General features: G+C 51.7%; 20 protein-coding genes. 11 read left to right on the forward strand and 9 right to left on the reverse strand.

All coding sequences use genetic code 11. From position 1 onward, the window contains the following. Window positions 1-191: 191 nt before the first annotated feature. Window positions 192-2,861: a PAS domain-containing protein gene (locus tag JI741_RS21985; RefSeq protein ID WP_202013522.1), complete on the forward strand. Its 2,670-nt coding sequence runs from the start codon at window positions 192-194 to the stop codon at window positions 2,859-2,861. A gap of 192 nt (window positions 2,862-3,053) precedes the next feature. Continuing rightward, window positions 3,054-3,326, forward strand: a complete 273-nt coding sequence (locus JI741_RS21990; protein WP_202013524.1) for a hypothetical protein — start codon at window positions 3,054-3,056, stop codon at window positions 3,324-3,326. A 1-nt stretch (window position 3,327) separates the two neighbouring features. Here JI741_RS21990 and JI741_RS21995 read toward each other — a convergent pair whose 3' ends face one another. Further along, window positions 3,328-4,104, reverse strand: coding sequence for a DNA-formamidopyrimidine glycosylase family protein (locus JI741_RS21995; protein WP_202013526.1), 777 nt, complete (start codon window positions 4,102-4,104; stop codon window positions 3,328-3,330). Between the two features lie 490 nt (window positions 4,105-4,594). Here JI741_RS21995 and JI741_RS22000 point away from each other — a divergent pair, with 490 nt between their 5' ends. Next, window positions 4,595-4,744, forward strand: coding sequence for a hypothetical protein (locus tag JI741_RS22000; protein WP_202013528.1), 150 nt, complete (start codon window positions 4,595-4,597; stop codon window positions 4,742-4,744). 19 nt (window positions 4,745-4,763) lie between these two features. Here the strand turns inward: JI741_RS22000 and treS are convergent, their stop codons facing one another. Further along, window positions 4,764-8,120, reverse strand: coding sequence for a maltose alpha-D-glucosyltransferase (treS, locus tag JI741_RS22005; RefSeq protein WP_202013530.1), 3,357 nt, complete (start codon window positions 8,118-8,120; stop codon window positions 4,764-4,766). A 14-nt stretch (window positions 8,121-8,134) separates the two neighbouring features. Further along, a complete protein-coding gene (locus tag JI741_RS22010) occupies window positions 8,135-9,046 on the reverse strand; it encodes a diacylglycerol/lipid kinase family protein (RefSeq protein ID WP_202013532.1) in 912 nt (303 codons plus the stop codon). 80 nt (window positions 9,047-9,126) lie between these two features. On the opposite strand from JI741_RS22010, the gene surE reads away from it, so the two are divergent. The 5 genes from surE (at window position 9,127) to JI741_RS22035 (ending at window position 12,841) form a co-directional block, all read left to right on the forward strand. Next, window positions 9,127-9,861, forward strand: a complete 735-nt coding sequence (gene surE / locus JI741_RS22015) for a 5'/3'-nucleotidase SurE (RefSeq protein ID WP_202013541.1) — start codon at window positions 9,127-9,129, stop codon at window positions 9,859-9,861. Between the two features lie 198 nt (window positions 9,862-10,059). After that, window positions 10,060-10,473: a DUF2541 family protein gene (locus tag JI741_RS22020; protein WP_202013543.1), complete on the forward strand. Its 414-nt coding sequence runs from the start codon at window positions 10,060-10,062 to the stop codon at window positions 10,471-10,473. A gap of 169 nt (window positions 10,474-10,642) precedes the next feature. Continuing rightward, window positions 10,643-11,473, forward strand: coding sequence for a prolipoprotein diacylglyceryl transferase (gene lgt, locus JI741_RS22025; protein WP_236676211.1), 831 nt, complete (start codon window positions 10,643-10,645; stop codon window positions 11,471-11,473). A gap of 59 nt (window positions 11,474-11,532) precedes the next feature. Next, window positions 11,533-11,922, forward strand: coding sequence for an acyl-CoA thioesterase (locus JI741_RS22030; RefSeq protein ID WP_202013544.1), 390 nt, complete (start codon window positions 11,533-11,535; stop codon window positions 11,920-11,922). Window positions 11,923-11,941: 19 nt separating this feature from the next. After that, on the forward strand, window positions 11,942-12,841 hold the full coding sequence (locus JI741_RS22035) for an aldo/keto reductase (protein WP_202013545.1): 900 nt from the start codon (window positions 11,942-11,944) through the stop codon (window positions 12,839-12,841). Here the strand turns inward: JI741_RS22035 and JI741_RS22040 are convergent. Next, a complete protein-coding gene (locus tag JI741_RS22040) occupies window positions 12,789-13,367 on the reverse strand; it encodes a hypothetical protein (protein ID WP_202013546.1) in 579 nt (192 codons plus the stop codon). The genes JI741_RS22035 and JI741_RS22040 overlap by 53 nt on opposite strands. Window positions 13,368-13,384: 17 nt before the next feature. After that, window positions 13,385-14,101, reverse strand: a complete 717-nt coding sequence (locus tag JI741_RS22045) for a peptidase associated/transthyretin-like domain-containing protein (protein ID WP_202013547.1) — start codon at window positions 14,099-14,101, stop codon at window positions 13,385-13,387. 532 nt (window positions 14,102-14,633) lie between these two features. Between JI741_RS22045 and JI741_RS22050 the strand changes: the two genes are divergently transcribed. Further along, window positions 14,634-16,499, forward strand: a complete 1,866-nt coding sequence (locus JI741_RS22050; RefSeq protein WP_202013548.1) for a gamma-glutamyltransferase family protein — start codon at window positions 14,634-14,636, stop codon at window positions 16,497-16,499. 92 nt (window positions 16,500-16,591) lie between these two features. Here the strand turns inward: JI741_RS22050 and JI741_RS22055 are convergent, their stop codons facing one another. Beyond that, window positions 16,592-16,990, reverse strand: coding sequence for a response regulator (locus JI741_RS22055; RefSeq protein WP_202013550.1), 399 nt, complete (start codon window positions 16,988-16,990; stop codon window positions 16,592-16,594). 262 nt (window positions 16,991-17,252) lie between these two features. On the opposite strand from JI741_RS22055, the gene tsaA reads away from it, so the two are divergent. Both tsaA and JI741_RS22065 read left to right on the forward strand, forming a co-directional pair. Then, window positions 17,253-17,657 carry a tRNA (N6-threonylcarbamoyladenosine(37)-N6)-methyltransferase TrmO gene (gene tsaA, locus JI741_RS22060; RefSeq protein ID WP_202013552.1) on the forward strand — a complete coding sequence of 135 codons (405 nt, stop codon included), beginning with the start codon at window positions 17,253-17,255 and terminating at the stop codon, window positions 17,655-17,657. A gap of 163 nt (window positions 17,658-17,820) precedes the next feature. Next, window positions 17,821-18,612 (forward strand): hypothetical protein, encoded by a 792-nt coding sequence (locus JI741_RS22065; RefSeq protein ID WP_202013554.1) that lies wholly within the window; start codon window positions 17,821-17,823, stop codon window positions 18,610-18,612. A gap of 32 nt (window positions 18,613-18,644) precedes the next feature. On the opposite strand, the gene JI741_RS22070 is transcribed toward JI741_RS22065, so the two are convergent. From JI741_RS22070 to JI741_RS22080, 3 genes are all read right to left on the reverse strand, one after another. Continuing rightward, entirely contained in the window at window positions 18,645-19,154 is a 510-nt protein-coding gene (locus JI741_RS22070; RefSeq protein WP_202013556.1) for a DinB family protein, read from the reverse strand. Between the two features lie 15 nt (window positions 19,155-19,169). Further along, the gene (locus JI741_RS22075; protein ID WP_202013558.1) at window positions 19,170-20,195 is read right to left on the reverse strand and encodes an LLM class flavin-dependent oxidoreductase; all 1,026 of its coding nucleotides are present in this window, start codon (window positions 20,193-20,195) and stop codon (window positions 19,170-19,172) included. Window positions 20,196-20,305: 110 nt separating this feature from the next. Then, a complete protein-coding gene (locus tag JI741_RS22080; RefSeq protein WP_236676212.1) occupies window positions 20,306-20,869 on the reverse strand; it encodes a D-sedoheptulose-7-phosphate isomerase in 564 nt (187 codons plus the stop codon). Window positions 20,870-20,880: the final 11 nt, after the last annotated feature.

Below are 20,880 nucleotides of genomic sequence, written 5' to 3' on the forward strand. Positions count from 1 at the left end.
TTTTGGATGGACCATCCCCTTTGTGTTTGACCTTACCTCTTCCTCACCACTACCCGCTCATACGTCCGAAAACGTTTCCAAAACCAGCCGTTTCCCGCCTACTCAATAAATCCGACCACTTACTCAATAGGAATTCACATCGGAAGGTGCTGTCACTAATGTTGCAACATCATTATTATAATTCCGTCTGCATGAAAATTTTTCCGTATACGCTCGTCAAAAAAGAAAAAATCAGTTCCCTCCACCAGCAACTCACCAAACAACAGGAACACGTAACGGGCGCAACGGAATTTGTGAAGGCCATTGAACAAGGCAACCTCGACATTCCGTATGGAACCGACGGCACCGCAGCCGAAGACAACCTGCTCGCCTCATCGCTGGTGAGCATGCGCGACCAGATGAAAAAATTCTCGGCCGAAGAAAAGCAACGCAACTGGGTGTCGGAAGGACTCGCCCGCTTCGTGGATATTCTGCGTTCCAAAAACAACGACATCACACAACTCTCCAACGAGATCATCAGCCAACTGGTGAAATACCTCGACGCCAACCAGGGCGCCCTCTACGTCATTAACGACGACGAGAACAACGACAAATACCTGGAGCTTGCTGCATGCTATGCCTACAACCGCCAGAAACACCTGAGCCAGCGATTCGAGCTGGGCGAAGGCATCATCGGCCAGGTGGTGTTGGAAAAGCAGACAAGCTATCTGAAAGAGATTCCAAAAAATTATGTCCGCATCACCTCGGGTCTTGGCGAAAGTCTTCCCCGCAATCTGCTCATTGTTCCTTTGAAGATTGAAGAGCGGGTGTATGGCGTGGTGGAAATTGCGTCGTTCAGCGTGATCCGGAAATATCAAATCGACTTTGTGGAACGTCTTGGCGAAAGCATCGCGTCCACCATTTCGGCGGCGAAAGCCAATGCCCGCACGCAAAAGCTTTTGCAGGAAACCCAAGCGCAGGCCGAACAGATGCGTTCGCAGGAAGAAGAGATGCGCCAGAACATGGAAGAGCTCTCGGCCACCCAGGAGGAAATGCACCGCGTGCTGAAGGAAGTGCAAGGTAAGGAGACTTACATGACCGACCTCATCGACGCGTCGACCGATTCCATCCTCACCATCGACCGGCAACTGAAGGTGATCAACTGCAACAAAATCTTTAAAGCCACCTACACGCAATTCGAGATCGACAAGGGCTTTGATGTGACGCTGCTCTTTGCCGCCGAAGACAGACAAAAATACAGAAACCTCTATGACCGCGTGTTCGAAGGTGAATCGTTCAACACACAGGACCATTACAAGTTCGGAAACATTGAGGCATTCTACATCGTGTCCTACAGCCCGCTGCGCAACGACAAGGGCGAAGTGATTGCTGCCGCCATCTTTGTGAAAGATGTTACAGAAATCACAAAAGCAAAAAATGAAGCACAGCATCAGACCGAAGAACTGAAAGCACAGGAAGAAGAGCTTCGCCAGAACATGGAAGAGCTGTCGGCCACGCAAGACGAAATGCAACGCGTTTTCTCGGAGGTGCAAGCCAAAGAGCGCTACATGACCGACCTCATCGACACCAGCACAGACTCCATTCTGTCGGTCGATCACCAATATCGTGTTGTGAATTTTAACAAGACGTTGCACGCCTCCTATTCGGGCATGGGCATCAACATCGAGAAGGGCTTTGAAATGAAGGGCATCTTCAGCGAAGCGGAGTGGCCCAAGTTCAGAGGCCACTATGAACGCGCACTGAAAGGCGAGAAATTTGAGGTCACCGAAGAGTATCATTCGCACGGATTCGATTCCTACTTCACCATTCTCTACAGCCCCCTGCGAAACGAAAAGGATGAGATCATTGCCGCAGCTGTTTTTGCCAAAGACATCACCGCCAGCGTGAAGCTTCAGAAGGAAACAGAAGCCTTGCTGGCCGAATCGCAACAGTCGCGCGAGGAGCTGAAAGCACAGGAAGAAGAGCTTCGCCAGAACATGGAAGAACTCTCGGCCACACAGGAAGAAATGAATCGTGTGCTCCTGGAAGTACAAAACAAAGAACGCTACCTGTTGGAAGTGCTGAGCGCCACCAACGACTCCATCTTCACGATGGACAAGGAGTATAAAATTATCGGCAACAACCGCGTGTTTGGTGCCGCACTGGAAGCGTTGGGCTTCCCCGTGAAAAAAGGATTTAACATGCTGTCGGTGTTTGAACAGAACCCCGCGCAGATGGCACAACAGAAGGCATACTATGACCGCGCACTGGCTGGCGAGTTTTTTGAAATCACAGAAGCCTTCGACACCAACGGTGTGGTGACGCACTTTGCCAACCACTATGCGCCGGTGAAAGACGAGCAAGGCAACGTGTATGCCATTGCCTGCTACGCCAAAGACGTGACCCCCCTGGTGAACGCACGCAACGAAAACATAGAAGTGCGCAAAACACTGGAAGTGCGTGAAAATGTTTTTGGCGTAACCACCATTCTTTCGGAGTCTGATCTGTTTGGCAACGTGATCTATGCGAACGACAAGCTGTGCACCGTTTCAAAATACACACGCGAAGAATTGGTGGGCAAACCGCACAGCCTGTTCCGTCATCCCGACATGCCCAAGGCGTTGTTCAAAGACTTCTGGGCCACCATCAAGAAAGGCGATGTGTTTCGCGGCATCATCAAGAACAAAGCAAAAGACGGCAGCACCTATTGGGTGGACGCCTCCATTGTGCCGGTGAAAGACGACGCCGGAAAAATTGTGAAATATATCGGCGCACGCCACCACATCGAAGACGAAGATGTGGCCTTGCTGCTCTACAACCGTCAGGCCAAGCGCCTGAATCTTCCGGTGTTGAGCGAGGGCGCAAGTGCCGGGCAAAAATAGTTGGTTATCTCTGCGTGATGAAGGCACGACGAAGTTGAAGGCAGAGATTTTAGTTAGGGGCAAAAAGGTCGTTCTTTCGGGGACGGCCTTTTTTGTGTTTAAAAAATAATCTCCTGGCCTACTTCGTTTATACAACCTGATCTACTGTTGTGCTCCAACAAAACATGAGTTTGCCCCTGCATTCACCTAGGTGTGGCCACGCGAACTGCCATCGAAGGAAGCCCCGAAGATGCAGTCGCCATTGTTGACGCATATTCAAAATGGCTGCAACACAGCCCATTCCCCAAACTGCTGATCTCAGCCGAACCCGGCGCCACACTGACCGGCCGAGCCCTGGAATTTTGCCGCAGCTGGCGAAACCAGGTGGAAGTGTCGGTGAAAGGAATCCACTACATCCAGGAAGATTCGCCTCATGAAATCGGTGAGGCGTTGTTGGAGTTTGTGACGAAATTGAAGTTTACGTGATCTACTCAAACATCTCCTGCTCTTCCGTATAATACGTCTTTCTGCCGCCGGTGACTTTGATTAGAATCTCGCCGCCCGTGGGGCTTTGCTTTTTCTTTGCGTTGTGGATGACCAAAAAATCGCGACGTTCGCCGGTGATGCGATCGGGGTCGGCTTTGCGGATTTGTTTTTCGGCGTCGGTCAGCACTTTGCGGATGGATTTTGCCAGGGCTTTGATTTTTGTGTCGGGAATTTTCTGGCTGATGGAGAACGGCGAGATGCCGGCGTCCCACAGAATTTCGTCGGCATAGGCATTGCCGATGCCGCGAATCACTTTCTGATCGAGCATGAGGTTTTTGATGGCTGCCTTTTTTTGAAGCAACAGTTTGAGGCGTGCAAAATCCACATCGTCGGCCAGGGCGTCGGGGGCTTCGGACGGGTCTGGGTTGAGCGTGGGTGTGGCCTGGCCTTGCCAATCGGTGAGGGCGATGCCGGTGCCGTCGTTAAATTCCATTTCCAGGATGGTGTGCTTGTTGGCATTCTTGTCTTCGTAGCGATAGAGGTTGCCGTGCATCATGAGGTGAAGGGCCAGCACATCGTCTTTACCAAATTGAATATGAAGCTCTTTGCCATCGCGGTAAACTTTTTTCACCGCTTGTCCTTCCAGTTTCTTTTTGAGGGTGGCTACCGGCACGTTCAGCTTCTTGGCTACGGGCACGGCAATCTTTTCGAGTTTCTTTTCCTTCAACAACGTGTTGAGGTTGTGACTAAACACTTGCAAATCGGGCAGCTCGGGCATAGTTGTTAGGGTTTACGGTTGTTGCTAGATAAACAGAAAACGAATCCCGGATTCCGGGGTTTGGAATTTTTATCGCTATCCATCAAAAAAATCCTTATCCATCGCCCCGGCTATGTCAAGCATTCATCTTCCAACCAAAACCATAAAAAATACAAGGTTTGTCACCTTTTAGGAACAGGCAGAAGCCGCCAAAAAGTCACTTCATCAACACCCATACAAATTAAATTCAGTTTCTGCAACAGCGGTTCTTTGGATGACATCTGCATTTTTATTGTTATCATTGTAGTGCCTTAATGCTCAAATGGAAAACAATCACCCGGTTCAGGATCATTCCAAAGTCTCGATCGAAAGAATTATTGATAGTATCCGTGAAACACGCGATAACCTTATCCAGGGATTCTTGTCTGGATCAGCGTTGACGTCCTTTTTAGAGGAACATTTCGGCGTTTCATCCCTTAGTGTCATCAAACTTGAGTTTCTGAAACGTGACTTGAAAGAGCTGCAGAACTCGTCCCTCGACCTGGTGCACTATTCGTCCCTGATCAAACACTTGAAAGAAGGGCATCCCGAAACTTCCGTCACCGACCACCCGCTGGTGATCCAGGAACTGAAGGCCATCTTTCAGAAATACTGCCTGTAACGGACATCCCAACCCCGCTTTAAGAGTGAACTTCTTCCGGTTCGTGCACAGGCACAGGCCGTTGGTCGTCGCGTATGATGTCTTGTATTCCCCGCATGGGAATGACCAGCCAATCCGGACGGTTGTTCATTTCATAGTTCAGTTCATAGATGGCTTTTTCCAGCAAGAACGTGTTCATCAATATATTCAGGTCTTCTTTATCGGCCGGCACAAACGACGAACCGTTCACCGTTTCAAGATAAGCTTTCATAAAGAACCCGCTCACGTAGTGATACCATTGATCGATGTAGGGAATCAATTTTTCATAGTCCTCTTTGCGGATTTGGTTGTCCAGAAACAAGCTTCCGTATGCCGCATAGTGGAACGACCGGATCATGCCCGCCACATCGCGCAACGGTGATCGCTTCAGGCGGCGTTCGCCAAAGCTCCGCGCGGGCTCGCCCTCAAAATCGGTGATCACAAAATCGCGTCCCGTAAACAACACCTGTCCGAGGTGATAATCGCCGTGGATGCGGATCTTCATCACATCGATCTTCTTCTTGTAGATGTCTTTAAACTTCTCCAGGATCAAATGTTTCTTGCGCAACACATCTTCCGCCTGTTGCAGCACTTCGCCGCTAAGGTTCCTGAGATTGCGCGTTTGATTTTGGAACGTGGCGCGCACCAGGGTTTGCAGGCCCGAGAATAACGAACGTTGATAGTGTAACGAATAGGGCTCGGGTTTAAAGTCGGGATGCGATGCTTCGGCGGCAAAGGCCAGGTGCAGCTCGCCCGTGCGCACACCCAACAGGGCCACGCGTTCGGCAAGGGTAGCGTCGATAAACTGCTTCATCTCGCGTGGCACGTCTTCGTAGGCCAACGGATCCAGCAAGCTTCCTTCGGCGGGGGTCAACAGGGAAATATCACTCTCCATCAACACCTTCTCGTTGAAGTCGTCGAGGCGATCGAGCATATAGGTCCAGGCATCGCTGCTGCTTTCCACCATCTCCTGCAGCATGCCCAGCACAATGGTGTCTTTGCCCGTCTGCCATTCAATTTTCCCAACAAAGGGTGGAATGCTTTTAAACTTCATCTTGTCGGCGAGAAACTGCGACAACTCCACGTCGGGGTTCACCGCGCGATCTACTTTGCGATAGACCTTCAGAAAAAACTTGTTGTCGTAAATGACAGATGTGTTGCTTTGCTCCACGCCCAGAACACGCGGCTTCACCACGGCCTGTGTGGTGGCATACTGATGCAACGCTTCTGTGCCTGAGAAACGAATGGCACCATCCTTCCACGAAAACGCATTGCCCGAAGCCGCGCTTCTGAACATCATGTCCTGCCATTCAAAACCATAGATGGCGTCGTAGAGTATTCCGGGCTTGCCGTTCACGGTGAGCATGCAGATGACAGACTGCGGACACGACTCCTTCAGCTTCGATGCAAACACGTCTTTGCCAAAGGCCACGGGCAGTTGATAGAGTTCGGACAAGCCCGATTGATAGGTCACTTCAATCAGAAAAATAATCACACCGTTCTCTCGCAAAGGAATGGAAGCATGCTGAAGGATGCGCATGTTTTCGATGACGCGGGCCTTGCCGCCAAACCAGCGCATCTTCATGAGATAGTCGGGCAACACCTTGTCAGACAGAAAATCGACGGTGGATTTCCGGGTAAGGTCGCTCCAGGTGTTCAGGCTAAACTCCGGCAAACTCACCTGGCGATCGATGTTGGGATGTGCAAGCTCCAAGGCGTACCACTGACAGCTGTGCGCTGCCACCGTGAAGAAATAAGGTCCCTCCTCTTTCACGGTGGGAAATTTGTTATTGCTAAAAATCTCCTTCGGCACATAGCCGTGAAATTCCTGCAAGTCAAGTTCAGCCGGCTGAATGTAGCGCGACAAATTCACAATCACCAAAATGGTTTCTTCTTCGAACTGCCGCACAAAGGCCAGTATCTTCGGATTCTCACAGCTCACGAACCGGAGGTCACCCCGGCTGAAAGCCTTGTATTGTTTGCGTTTGGCGATGAGCCGTTTCATCCACCACAACAGCGACGAGGTGTTCTTGCTTTGGATTTCGACGTTCACCGACTCGTAGTGATAGTCGGGATCGAGAATGACGGGCAGATAAAGTTGATGTGGGTTGGTCTCTGAGAAGCCGGCATTGCGGCTCGACGACCATTGCATGGGGGTGCGCACGCCGTCGCGATCGCCAAGATAGAAATTATCGCCCATCCCAATCTCATCGCCATAATAGATCACGGGTGTGCCGGGAAGCGAGAACAACAAATAGTTCAACAGTTCAATCTTGCTCCGGTTGTTGCCCATGAGGGGCGCGAGGCGGTGGCGTATGCCCAGGTTGATGCGGGCTTTGGGGTCTTTCACATAGACGCGATACATATAGTCGCGTTCTTCGTCGGTCACCATTTCGAGTGTGAGTTCGTCGTGGTTGCGCAGGAAGATCGCCCACTGGCACGACTCGGGGATGGCCGGGGTTTGATCGAAGATGTCGGTGATGGGATAACGATCTTCCGTTTGCAACGCCATGAACATGCGCGGCATGAGCGGGAAGTGATAGTTCATCTGGCATTCGTCGCCATCGCCAAAATAGCTCGCCGAATCTTCGGGCCACATGTTGGCTTCGGCCAGCAGCAAAGTGCCCGGAAAATGTTTATCGACATGGGCACGCAGTTTCTTCAGGAAGTCGTGTGTCTCGGGCAGGTTTTCGCCGTTGGTGCCTTCGCGTTCGAAGAGATACGGCACGGCGTCGAGCCTGAAGCCGTCAACACCCATGCTGCACCAGAAGTCGATGATCTTGAACACCTCCTGTTGCACCAGCGGGCTGTCGTAGTTCAGGTCGGGCTGGTGAAAAAAGAACCGGTGCCAGTAGAACTGCTGCGCCGCCGGGTCCCACGTCCAGTTCGATGTTTCAAAATCCTGAAAGATGATGCGCACGTCTTTGTATTGCGAGGGGTCATCGGTCCACACATAATAGTCGCGGTGTGCCGACCCTTTCGGTGCCATGCGCGCGCGTTGAAACCACGGATGGTTGTCGGACGTGTGGTTGATGACCAGTTCGGTGATCACCTTCAGGTCGCGCTCGTGTGCTTCTTTTAAAAATTGTTTGAATTGATCGAGGTCGCCGTAGGCCGGGTTGATGCTATAGTAGTCGGCGATGTCATAGCCATCGTCTTTCAGCGGCGACGGATAGAAGGGCAACAACCAGATGGCCGTCACGCCCAGGTCTTTTAAGTAGTCAAGTTTTTCAAGCAAACCTCCAAAGTCGCCGATGCCATCGCCGTTGGTGTCGCGAAATGCTTTGATGTGCAATTCGTAGATAATGGCGTCTTTGTACCAGTGAATGTTCTTGTGCAACTCCATGTTGTTTTCCATAACGCTTCCGTTTTTTAATGTCCCGCCTTTTCCTTTCCGTATTCCTCGCCGGCCATAAACGATAAACCGCCCGACTGAAGTGTGATCTCTATTTCTGCTGGCTTGTCAAGCGTGATCGATGCATCGTCAACATGCACGTGTTTTCCATCCCAATGAATCTTGAGTTTTTTTGCTTTCAGCACGTTGAAAGAAACGGGTTCTTCCACCCCACGTATTTTGCGTTGCAGGTATTCGGCAAACTGATCGCGCTGCGCTTCGGCCACCAGCACCACTTCAAACTCTCCATCGCAGGGATTGGCCAACGGCGCAAGCTTCAGGTTGGGGCCAATGGAACTGATGTTCATCACCTCCACCAGAATATATTTACCAACGTGTTCCGCATCGTCAATCTCAATGCGGCACGTGCGCGCCTTATAGGTTAGCACAACTTCTCTCATCAATTCCAGCGCGGCGCGCAAGTTTTCTTCGGGCGTTCCTTCGGCGCGTTTCTGCTTGTGTATTTCGTTGATCATTTTTGGAAACACGCCAAAGCCCATTCCCTCGATAAAGAATTTATAGCCGTCGAGGTTGTCTATTTTTCCCACATCGAACGACACCACTTTGCTGGTGGCCCAATGGTGAATGATGTTGCGATAACCACCCTGAATCGCCAGTGTTCGCGCAATGTTGTTTGCCGTTCCCATCGGCAAAATGGCCATGGGTAGCCGGTTGTTCATCATCTGCAAAGCAGTCTTCCGCACGGTGCCATCACCGCCGGCCACTACCAAAAAATCGGTTTCCCTGGTGAATTTTTTACCCTCAATGTCATCCGGTGTAGAAGAATGGCTACAGTCATATCCCGCGTCGGTGAGCATGGAGACGATGTCGGCCATCGTATTTTCCCCTTCTCCGGCTTTGGGGTTGTGAATGAGCTCGATAAATTTCATGAATGGTCTGTTTGTTCATTTGTTGGGAAGATAATTGTATGCCAACCCTTGAAAAGATTTGAACAAAACCATAAAACTTTATGCGCATACTGGTAACCAACGACGATGGCATTTACAGCCCCGGCATCTCAGCACTTGCCCGCATTGCATCGCGCTTTGGCGAAGTGAGGGTCGTGGCACCCGATGTGGAACAGTCGTCTATGGGGCACGCCATCACGGCATCGCGCCCTTTGTTTTATAAAAAATCGCCGGTGAATTTTGACGGCCTCGATGCCTATCGCGTCAACGGCACACCCGCCGATTGTGTGGCGCTGGGCTCACACATGTCGAAGATTGATGTGGTGTTGTCGGGCATTAACATGGGCTCCAACTTAGGCAACTCCATGTGGCATTCGGGAACACTCGCGGGTGCGAAGCAGGCCGTGTTGCTTGGCATGAAGGGCATTGCACTGAGCACACCTGCGGGAAATTCGGAACCCGATTTCGAAAAACTAGAACCCTATGTGGCCAAGGTGCTTGAACTCCTGCTCGAAAACCCCGACCTGACCCTGGCCAACGTGAACTTCCCTACCGACCCAACCGGCATTCAATGGACACGCCAGGCCGTGCAACAATACGACGGCAAGATTGTGCCCGGCACCGACCCCATGGGGCGCAAGCACTATTGGTTCACGGTGGTGCCTTTGGAAGATCCCGAGCAAGGAACAGATCGCTGGGCCGTGGATCATGGTTTTGTATCGATAACACCACTACGGCTCGACTTAACTAACGAAAAAGAACTGACAGCATTGCTGCAAAAAACACCGGTGCATTGAGACATCGAACACACGTCATTCCATTTGCTTTACGAATGGAACTTCAAACTGTGGAAAAGTTTTCTGCCTGCCATCGGTTTGGGGAAAGTCTTCACAAGCAAAATCATCCACATCAGTTTAAAACACGCTGCATTCGATGATTATGAATGTGGTATGTGGTTTGAATAATTCGACATGTACTATAAACCAATTTGTATTATGAAAAAGTTAACCCTCGTGGCTGTGATGCTTTGTATGGCATTTGCGGCCGCTCTTGCACAAGAACCCGCGGTCATGTTCAGCAACAAACCCGGATGGCATAAGATTGGCGAAGTGAAAGCCGATTTCAAAATGGAAAACGAATCGATCTCCGTATTGGGAGCCGACAAGTTCAAATCCATCCTCCTGAAAGTGACTGACGCGCCCATCAACATTGCGGACATAGAAGTGATCTACGAGTCGGGCGACAAAGAAAAGATCAACGTGAAAAACGAATTGAAAGCCAATGCCGAAACGCGCGTGATCGATCTTAAAACACCCAATCAGGAAATCAAAAAGGTGGTGTTCACCTACAAGACACTTCCGAACAGCAAGGCCGACAAAGCTCATGTGGAGCTTTACGGTTTAAAATAACGAAGTTTGATTTCGATCCCCGTTTCACAAGAGGGCGTACTGGAGAGTCGCCCTCTTTCTTTTTTATCGCCATTTCAACCGGTTGTATGGCACTACCATTTTTTCGTTAGAGAAAGTGTAATTTTGAAGCCGGTAACGATACTTATACGCGTTACCCTTCATAATACCTATGACCTCAGCCTTGCCTGCCTACATTATTTGGGACATGAATCCCGATATCTTCACCATTCCGTTTCTCAATCATCCGCTCCGCTGGTATGGCATTTTGTTCGCTGTCGGTTTTTTTCTGGGACAGCAGGTCATGTATTACATCTACCGCAAAGAAGGCAGGTCTCCGGGAGAAATTGATACCCTGACCATCTATTCCGTAGTAGCCACCGTGCTCGGCGCGCGTTTGGGACATGTGCTGTTCTACGACCCGGCCTACTATTTCAGCAATCCACTAAAAATATTGGCCACGTGGGAAGGTGGGTTGGCCAGTCATGGCGGGGTTATCGGCATGGCCATCGCGCTCTATCTGTTTGCACGAAAAACCAACGTGCCCTTCCTGTGGATAGTGGACCGCATCGCCATTGCAGGATGTTTAGCAGGCGCGGCCATCCGGATGGGCAACCTCACCAATTCCGAAATGGTGGGCATTCCCACCACGATGCCGTGGGGGTTCATCTTTACATTGGTCGACGACGTGCCACGTCATCCTGCTCAACTCTATGAAGCCCTGTATTGCCTCGCACTTTTTGGATTGCTTTTCTGGATGTGGTTTCGCTTCCGCGACACTATGCGAAACGGTTTCATCTTCGGCTGGTTCCTCATCATTCTCTTCTCGCTTCGCTTCGTCGACGAGTTTCTCAAGGTGAACCAGGAAGCCTTTGAAGACACCATGGTGCTGAACATGGGGCAACTGCTCAGCATTCCCCTTGTGTTGACAGGCATTGTCATCCTCATTGTTACCGCCCGTCAGAAGAAGGCCCGCGCCGAAGACGAACTGAAGGAAGCGTGAGCTGAAAAATCCGGACCACGACACACGTTCCTTCATTGTTCGCATTACCTTTGCACACCATGTCTGCACAAAATCCATTCCCTCACACCTTGCTTGTGTCGCCCGCCGACATCGACGACATGGGACACGTGAACAACGTGGTGTATGTGCGTTGGGTGCAGGATGTGGCCGCAGCACATTGGAATGCCCTTGCGTCGGAGGAATTAAAGGCAAAATATGCCTGGGTGGTATTGAGACATGAAGTGGACTATAAACGTCCCGCATTCCTCCACGATGATGTAGTGGGCTACACCTGGGTAGGCGAATTTCACGGCGCACGCTTCGAGCGTTTTGTCACACTCAAAGCCAACGGAAAAATGGTGGCCGAAGCCAAAACCATGTGGTGCCTGCTGGACGCAAAAACACTTCGCCCCACGCGCGTAACGGAAGAAATCACGTCGTTGTTATAAATCAAAACCAGACAACACTATGCAGTATAAACCCCTGGGAACATCCAACCTGAATGTGAGTGTGGTTGGCTTTGGATGCATGTCGCTTACAGGAAGCGATCAGGAGAACAGCGCCCTGCTGAAAGAAGCTGTTCAAAAAGGAATAAATTATTTCGACACAGCCGACATCTATCAGCACGGCGAAAATGAAACCACGGTAGGAAAAGCATTGGCCGGTGTGCGGCAACAGATCATACTCGCCACCAAGGCAGGAAATGTATGGAAGGCCGATGGCAGTGGCTTGGACTGGAATCCCTCAAAGGCACACATTCTTCAGGCCGCCGAGCAAAGTCTGAAGCGCCTCAACACCGACTACATCGATCTCTACCAACTGCACGGCGGCACGATCAACGACAACATCGACGATACCCTTGAAGCCTTTGAGCTACTGAAAGCACAGGGCAAGATCAGGCACTATGGCATTTCTTCGATTCGCCCCAATGTGATTCGTGAGTATTGCCAGCGATCTGCCATCGTGAGCGTGATGATGCAGTATAGTTTGCTGGATCGTCGCCCCGAAGAAGCCTGCCTGGCGTTGCTCCAACAACACAACATCAGCGTCGTGGTTCGGGGCAGCGTTGCCAGCGGATTGCTCGCGGGCAAGCCTGCAAAATCATATCTCGACTATACCGAAACACACGTGAAGGTAATGGCCGATGCACTACAGGCTATCGCCAAGAGCAAACATGTGCCTTCATCGGAAGTTGCTATTCAATATGTATTGGCCAATCCCGCCGTTGCATCTGCTGTGGTGGGCATTCGCACGCCGGCACAATTGAACGAAGCCTTACAAGCCGCGGCAGCCACGCCCCTGGCCGCAACCGAACTCATTGCGCTGCAACAGGCGTTGCATCCCAATACATACCGCGACCATCGTTGAACATGCCTGCGCCCCACACTTTGTACTGACTAATGCTCAGGTTGGGTTGCATCTTCACCATAAGCGTGTTGCACGACGTTGACGCGTGGTCGGGCAACGATGCGTCTTTCGACAACAGCAACTGGTCGCCCACCACTTCAAACAGGGTCAACAGTTCCGTCTCGTAGGTTAGCGACACACAATGGGCCGCCTTGCTTTTGAAGTCGGAGGCCACAATATCAAACGTATAGTTCGCAAAGGGTATGTTGACGGCTTGCAACGTGTCGTGCAGCCCTGGGATGAGATTGTTCAGATCGCGCAGGTAGAGCCCAATGGCAAACGCCACCTTGTAGGGCAGGTTTTGTTTTGCCTTGGGCACATTCGTTTTCAAATCGTGCCAGTTGGTGTAAAGGTTCGCCGCATTGTAGGTTTGCATCTGCATGAGCAGCTCGCTGTAGGAATCGTTGAACACGTTGCGCGCAAAATCGCCGGGCGTGTTCTTGTCAATCACTTGCCGGTAAACCAGTTTGATTTGTGCTTTGGGCATAGTATCAAAATTTTAAATCAGGCTGAAACAAAAATGGTGTGGGTGAGTGTGTAGCCGCCCGTAGCAGCGTTTGCCACAACAGTGGCCAGCTCGTTGTCAAGCGAATCCTTGATGATGGAATCCGAAGTGTTCTTGGTGGAGTTCTGTCCGTGGGCAGAATAGAGCGAAGTCTTATACACTTCGGTGTTGATGTCTTCGGGGAATGCAATCTGTGAAGTGAGCTTCAGCGATGTGCCCACATACACCTGCACGTGAATGTGCGTTACACGCCCGGTGTACCATCCGGGATAAATTGTTTTGAACGTCACTTCACCTTTGTCGTTTGCATATTGAAGTCCGCGGCAAAACACCAGCGCCGAATTGTTTTGCGTGCCCAGATAGCCGGAGTTGCTGTAGCCGGAATAATAACCGTCTTTGTCGCAATGCCAGATGTCTACGCGCGCATTGGCCAGCACGTTGCAGCTGTCGTTCACATTCTTCACCACCAGGGTCATGTCGAGCTGAAGACCGGTTTTGCCATCGGTGATGTCGACGCGTTGTATGGACGAACCGCGGCTGGCATACAGCGGATAAGGACCATCGGTTTCGGTGTCGGTCACCGTGCAGTCGCCCGACGTAGTGTTGTCGGTATCGGTTGGGTCAGTTGCCGTCACATCTTCTTCGCGACACGACGCGATGAGCGGAACCATGAAGCCGGTAAAACCAAGGCTTTTCAAAAACTCTTTTCTTTCCATAGGGGATTCTGTTTTAGGGATCACAAGATCGATATGCGAACTAACGCAATCGTAACCCCACATGACATAGTCACCTGCTGGGTTATAGACCAATCTTCTTAATTCTGCGATGAATAAAAAGCCGCTTCACGACGCTTTTCACGCGTGTTGTAGCGACGAAATCGGATGACTTCACTACCACCTTCGTGGAATCAAAGACCAAACATCCATATCCTGCGAAGGCCCGCCGGAGGGATTCAAAAGCCTGCATTTCACCTGTCAAGATCCAATCAAGGTCCCCCTCATCCCAACCCTGCAAGGGCACACCCCCGGTTCCGGAGGTTTTGACTTACGGTTTGCAGGGTCTGATAAATCGATTCTACCGCACGGGGTCCGACACGCGCTGCAATCTTTTGCATCGTGGCTGAGAGCCGGTTACAGGGTTATCAGAATGGTTCATTCTTCCGTGTTAACGATATGTAGTTTTTGATCAATGGTCTGTTTTGGTCGCGCCCTTCCGCGTATCTTGCTAGAGCATTACCCTAAACTATCCATGAAAAAAATTATACCCCTTGTAGTAGCCCTGCTCTGGTTGGCTCCGCAAGCCTTCGCACAATCGTTCAATGCCCGTCCGGGCGGAACACAAAAACCGGTGTTGCACGGAAGCCATTGGATGGCCATCACGGGCAAACCATTGGCGGCCACAGCTGGTGCCATAACGTTTCAAAAAGGTGGCAACGCCGTTGACGCAGCCTGCGCCATGCTCGCCTCCACATGCACCATGTGGGATGTATTGAGCTGGGGTGGAGAAACACAAGCCCTCATCTACAATCCGAAAACCGGAAAAGTGATTGGCATCAATGCGCTGGGTGTTGCGCCCACCGGAGCCACGCCCGAGTTCTTCAAAGGCAAGGGCATGAACTTCCCGCCGGAATACGGACCGCTTGCCGCTGTGACCCCCGGAACACCCGGAGGCCTGTGCCTCATGCTTGCTGAATATGGCACGATGAGTCTGAAAGACGTGCTTGCCCCTGCGATGACACTTGCCGAAGGCTATGCCATTGAAGGGCAAACCGCCAACGCCATGGAGCGTGGCAAAGACCGCATCAAAGAATGGCCCTATTCTAAAGCCGTTTTCCTCCCCCACCTGGGCCAACCCCGCGAAGCACCTGAAGCCGGCGAAATTTTCCGTCAAGCCGATTTGCTCGAGACCTTGAAGAAGATGGTGGACGCCGAACAACAGGCGTTGAAGAAAGGCAAGTCGCGCAAGGAAGCAATCTATGCCGCCTCCGAACGTTTCTACAAAGGCGACATCGCCAAAGAGTTTGTGCGCGGCGCGCAGGAACAAGGCGGCCTCATCACCCTGAGCGACCTCGCCACCTGGAAACCAAAAGTGGAAGAACCGCTGAAGGTGAACTACAAAGGCATCGACGTCTACAAACTTTCGCAGTGGACACAAGGCCCCGCGCTGTTGCAGTCGCTGAACATCCTGGAGAATTTCGACCTGAAAGCGATGGGCTTCAACTCGGCACGTTACATTCACACACTCTATCAAACCATGAACCTCGCCTTTGCCGATCGCGACTTCTACTATGGCGATCCGGCGGTGGCTCCCGAAGAGCCCATCCAAGGCCTGCTCTCGAAAGACTACGCCAAAGAAAGAGCGAAGTCCATTCGGTGGGACAAGAACGATGTGAAGGCCGGTCCCGGCGATCCCTATCCTTTCGAAGGAAAAATCAATCCCTATCCTGAGTATATCAAGAACTGGGGTCAGGCATCCTTGAACAAACCCGTGTCGCCTCTCGACGATCGTTACCTCGATCAGTTTTTGTTGGGCACCACTTCCGTGGAAGCGGCCGACCAGGAAGGATGGGTAGTGTCGATCACCCCCAGTGGCGGATGGTTGCCTGCCTGCATTGCCGGCAAGACCGGCGTGGGCATGAGCCAACGCATGCAGAGTTTTGTGACCGACCCGAAGCTCAATCCTTTCAACGTGGTGGCACCGGGCAAACAACCCCGCGTCACGCTCACCCCAACCCTGGCCATGAAAGACAACAAACCCTTCCTGTCGTTTGCCGTGCAGGGGGGTGACTCACAAGATCAAAACCTGTTGCAGTTCTTCCTGAACATTGTGGAGTTCGGCATGAACGTGCAGGAAGCTGCCGAGGCACCAAACATCAACACCTATCAAATGTATTTGTCGCTGGGTGGTGAAGACCGTAAACCAAAGCCGGGCGCCATTTTGTTACAGTCGTCCACACCGGAATGGATCCGCAAAGAACTTTTTCAGATGGGCTATAAGATGACTTTTGACGAACGTACTTCCGGTCCCATCAACGCCATCTATTTCGATTGGCAGCACAAGACTTTCTGGGGTGGTTCAAGCAATCACGGCGAGGATTACGGCATCGGCTGGTAGGCACTCCGCTTACGTCAATTAATCATTTGCCCTGAAACAGATGTTGATAACCCAACCATCTGTTTCAGGGCATTTTTATTCTGGCAAATTCACTACGCTGTTTTCCGCATGTTCGTGTCGCCGGTGTTCAACACGGCCTCGATGCAATCCAACAAGTCCTGTCTGTGAAATGGTTTTCGCAGAAACAGCGCAGCGCCTGCATTCTCTGCTTTGCGCTGCACCTCGGGATCGCCCGACATAATAACAACCGGGATGGATCGTGTGTGTTCTTTCAGTTTCAGAAATTTGCAAAGGGCCACGCCGTGGATGGCAGGCATAAAATTATCCAACACAAACACATCGGGCAGTGCATAGTTCTCTGCCACGATGGCGGTGCCTTCCGTTGTGTCGACTGCATAGCCCGCCTGTAGCAGGATGCTTTTCAGCATACCTTGCGAATCGGGGTCGTCTTCGATGAGCATTATTTTTTTGAGTTCTCTCTCTCCGGTCATTCTGGTCATTTTTTTAATACAAGCCACTCTCGTTATCGTGGACAGAGAAAATTTTATGCCGGATATTTTACGGACCTTCCTCACAGGGAACACCGCCGTGACGAAAAAGAATATTGTAGATAATTCACCACGCACAATCAAAGAGTGTTGACATAAGTGGGCGCCTGTGCAAATGAATCGTTTCAGTATTATCTTCGTTGCACGATATCTTTTTTCGCATACGCATGTTTTTTCAGGTCTCATTCTTAATCTTCCAACTGAAATGAACAACATCAACGTAACCCCCATCGGCGTCATTCACTCATCATTGAAATCGCTCGACGACTGCCCGTTGCAGGGAAACGAAGGCGCGCCCGAAGCCCTCGTCGAAATCCATGCGCCATACGCCGAGGCATTGCAAGGCGTGCAGGCCGGCAACAAAATTCTGGTGATCACCTGGTTGCATGCCGCCGACCGGAGTGTGCTCAAATGTTATCCACGCAACGAAACCACCGCACCTTATGTCGGCGTGTTTGCCACACGATCGCCCGACCGTCCCAATCCTCTCGGCCTACATCCCGTGAAGGTGATGGAAGTGCTGGACGGAAACCAACTTAGGGTACACCCGCTGGAAGCGCTCGACGGAACACCCGTGGTAGACATCAAGCCCGACATCAGCGCACGTTGACGCTTTCGCAGAATATGCGGTCTTATCCCTTCCTAACCCTGCATTGACCTGCAAACGGAATGACTGATGTTGTAACGCAGCCGCGAAAACTTATTGAACGTGGCGTTTTATACACGTCTTCTTTGTAATTTCAGTCACCCATTTCAAATTTACCCTCTCTTGTATGCGATGGATCTTCGAATCGTACTGGTTCGGGTTGCTCTACCCGTTAGTGTTGTTGGCGTCTGTGGCAGGCGGCTACTGGTATGCGCGACGGCGGTATTATAAGAAGCAACGCTCCTGGAAACAGAGTGGAACAGAAAACGCCATCATTGGATTCTACGGTTTGCTGTTGTCTTTCGCGCTGCTGATTTCGGGCAATGCCCATCGAGACCGGGTAAACATTGTGAACGCTCATGGCGATGCCCTCGAAGCCATCTACCGCGAAGGAAGCCAGGCCCACGACGACACCGTGAAACTGTTAACAAAAGACGGCGTGATTGCGCTGCTCGAAGCACGCCTGCTGGCCGATCCCAAAACCGAAGCCGAAGACACACGCCTACACCAACGCACCAGCCTGCTCTACACCGACTTACTTCACCATGTACAGATGCTACACGAAAAGGAGCGCATCACCACCGACGAACGCCGCTACTATAATGACGTTATCCTGAAAGCAAAGGGACTGGACTATCGCATTCAATACAGTGAAATGGAGCGTACACCACTCTCGGTCATGATCCTCATCACCCTCGGTTCGCTGCTCACCGGGTTGCTCATTGGTTTTGCCAACGGCTTCAACGAAGAGCATCACTTTCTTATTCCCCTCATCTTCTATACGCTCACCACGCTCACCGTGCTCACCATACGCGACCTCGACAACCCCACATCGGGATTGATTCGTCCGTCGAACAAAAAATATGAAAATGTGATGATGGAGATCAAGCAGGAAAGTGAAAATTCCCTGCGGCGATAACGGTGACGATGCTGTAGTCGTATTGGGTTGATTCAACTTCCCTCACGCATCCACTTCACCGTCACCAGCAATTGCCCGTTGTGGCGTTGTGTATGTTCGGCTGCGTGAAAGAGCAGCCCCAGCACGTTGGTAGGGATTTGTTTGCGGCCTATGCCCCGGGGTTCGAGCAACACCGTTTCGGGAGTAGACTTCAATTGGTCGATGGCTCGCTCCACCTGGTGATCGAACGCGCTGAGCAGATCGCTAACCGTTAGTGTAGAAGCTTCGCCTTCGCGCTTCAACGCACCGAGTTGTTCGGATGTCAGCATGCTGCCACGGGCATACGTGAAAAGTCTGTCTAACACACCCGCCATGTGTTGCAGGTGAAATCCCACCGACGCCACTCCTCCGGGCTTGGTCCATAAATCCTTATCGCGAAAATCCTTCGTCACGGCATGCACTTCTTCCTGCACTTGCAACAATGCGTGGGCTACAGGCTGCAGCAATGGGGCGATGCCGGCAAGGGGACCGCGCATCCATACTTCAAGGCTATCGGTGGCCATGACGTTCTGTTTTTTCTATTCGGCGTTAACCGTTGTGGGAACCAATTCAAACACGTCCGCCAAAATCTCATACGACCGCAGGCGGTCTTCGAAGGTGTCGGCAAAAGTGGACATCACAATTTCTTCGGTCTGAAAATTATCGGCAAGACGCAGCAACTTTGTTTTCACATATTCAGGGTTGCCCACAATCATGCGGCCCCGGTTGTGCAGCACGCGCTGCCATTCGTCGGGGCTGTAGGTATAGTTTTTCACCGACTCATAGGAAGGCGACTCGTCCACTCTGCCCTTCTCGATGCTGAGGAAACGATAGTCCATCACAGCCTGTGCGCGCGTCACGTTTTCTTCCGTCTCGCCGCAGTACACAAAGATGCCCACGCTGGTTTGTGGCTCGGGCAGCTCTTCGCTGGGCTTGAAGTTTTTGCGATAGGCCTCCAGTGCTTCCGGTCCGCCGTTGGGATTGATGAACTGTGCAAACGAGAGGGCCATGCCAAAGTGGGCCGCGATGTAGGCACTCTCGCCACTCGACGTGAGCATCCACAACGCAGGAGCTGTTGTGATGTTGGGAATGGCCCGCACCTTGTCGTGCACAGCACCTGCCTGGGTGTCGAGGTTCAGAAAACCTTTCAGGTCCACCAGCTGCTTCACATAGTCTTTAGGACTAAACGTGTTTGATGGATTGAGCAACGATGCCGTGAGGCGATCGCCGCCGGGAGCACGCCCCACGCCCAAATCGATGCGGCCGGGATAGAGCGCTTCGAGCAGCCGGAAATTTTCCGCCACCTTCAGCGTGCTGTGGTTGGGCAGCATGATACCGCCCGACCCAAACCTGAGGTTTTTTGTTTCTCCGGCCAGGCGCGCAATAAATACTTCGGGGGCGGCTCCGGCCAGTGTGGTGATGTTGTGGTGTTCGGAAAGCCAATAGCGCGTGTAGCCCAGCTTGTCTACAAAACGCGCCAGGGCGATCGATTCCTGAAGGGCCTCCACGGCATTGCTGCCCCGCCGGATCGGTGTTTGATCCAGCACACTCAATTTCAACTTCATCGTCACAGTATTTTTACGGTTGGATGTGAAGTAGAACAGCGATCGGCAAAAACAAGTTTGGACGCGGCACTTTATTTTCCCAAAAGTTTTCGGGGATCGATTGCCAACGATTATCCCAGAGGATGCTCTATGAAGGCAAAGCTGATCATGTGGCAAATGCTCATGTGCACATCCTCTACGCGGGCATAGTGTTTTGAATCAATCACCACGGGATAGTCCACCAGGTTGGTGAGTGCCCCGCGCTGGCCGCCCAGCAACGCAATGGTGTAGACGCCGTTTTGCTTTGCCCACTCCACAGCCTTCACCAGGTTGGGCGAGTTGCCGCTCACACTCATGGTAAAAGCCAGGTCGCCGGGACGCGCCAGGTTCATGAGCTGGCGAACAAAGATATCATCATACGAATAGTCGTTGCCCAACGCCGTGAGCCAGCCGACGTTGTCGTTGAGCGAAATGCAACGAAAACGTTTCGTCATCTTGTCTGACGACCCTTTGCCCAGGTCCGTCACAAAGTGTGAGGCGCTCATGGCACTGCCGCCGTTGCCAAAGGTGAACACCTGCTGCTCTTTCGCCGCGGCGTCTTTGAATTTTTCCAGAATGTGCTCCAGCTGTTCCGTTGGAACACTTCCGAGGGTGGCTTGCAGTTGTTGAATGTAGTTTGTGAAATAGGCTTTCATGAGCATGCTAA

The sequence above is a fragment of the Chryseolinea lacunae genome (assembly GCF_016735595.1).
Taxonomy (GTDB): Bacteria; Bacteroidota; Bacteroidia; order Cytophagales; family Cyclobacteriaceae; genus Chryseolinea; species Chryseolinea lacunae.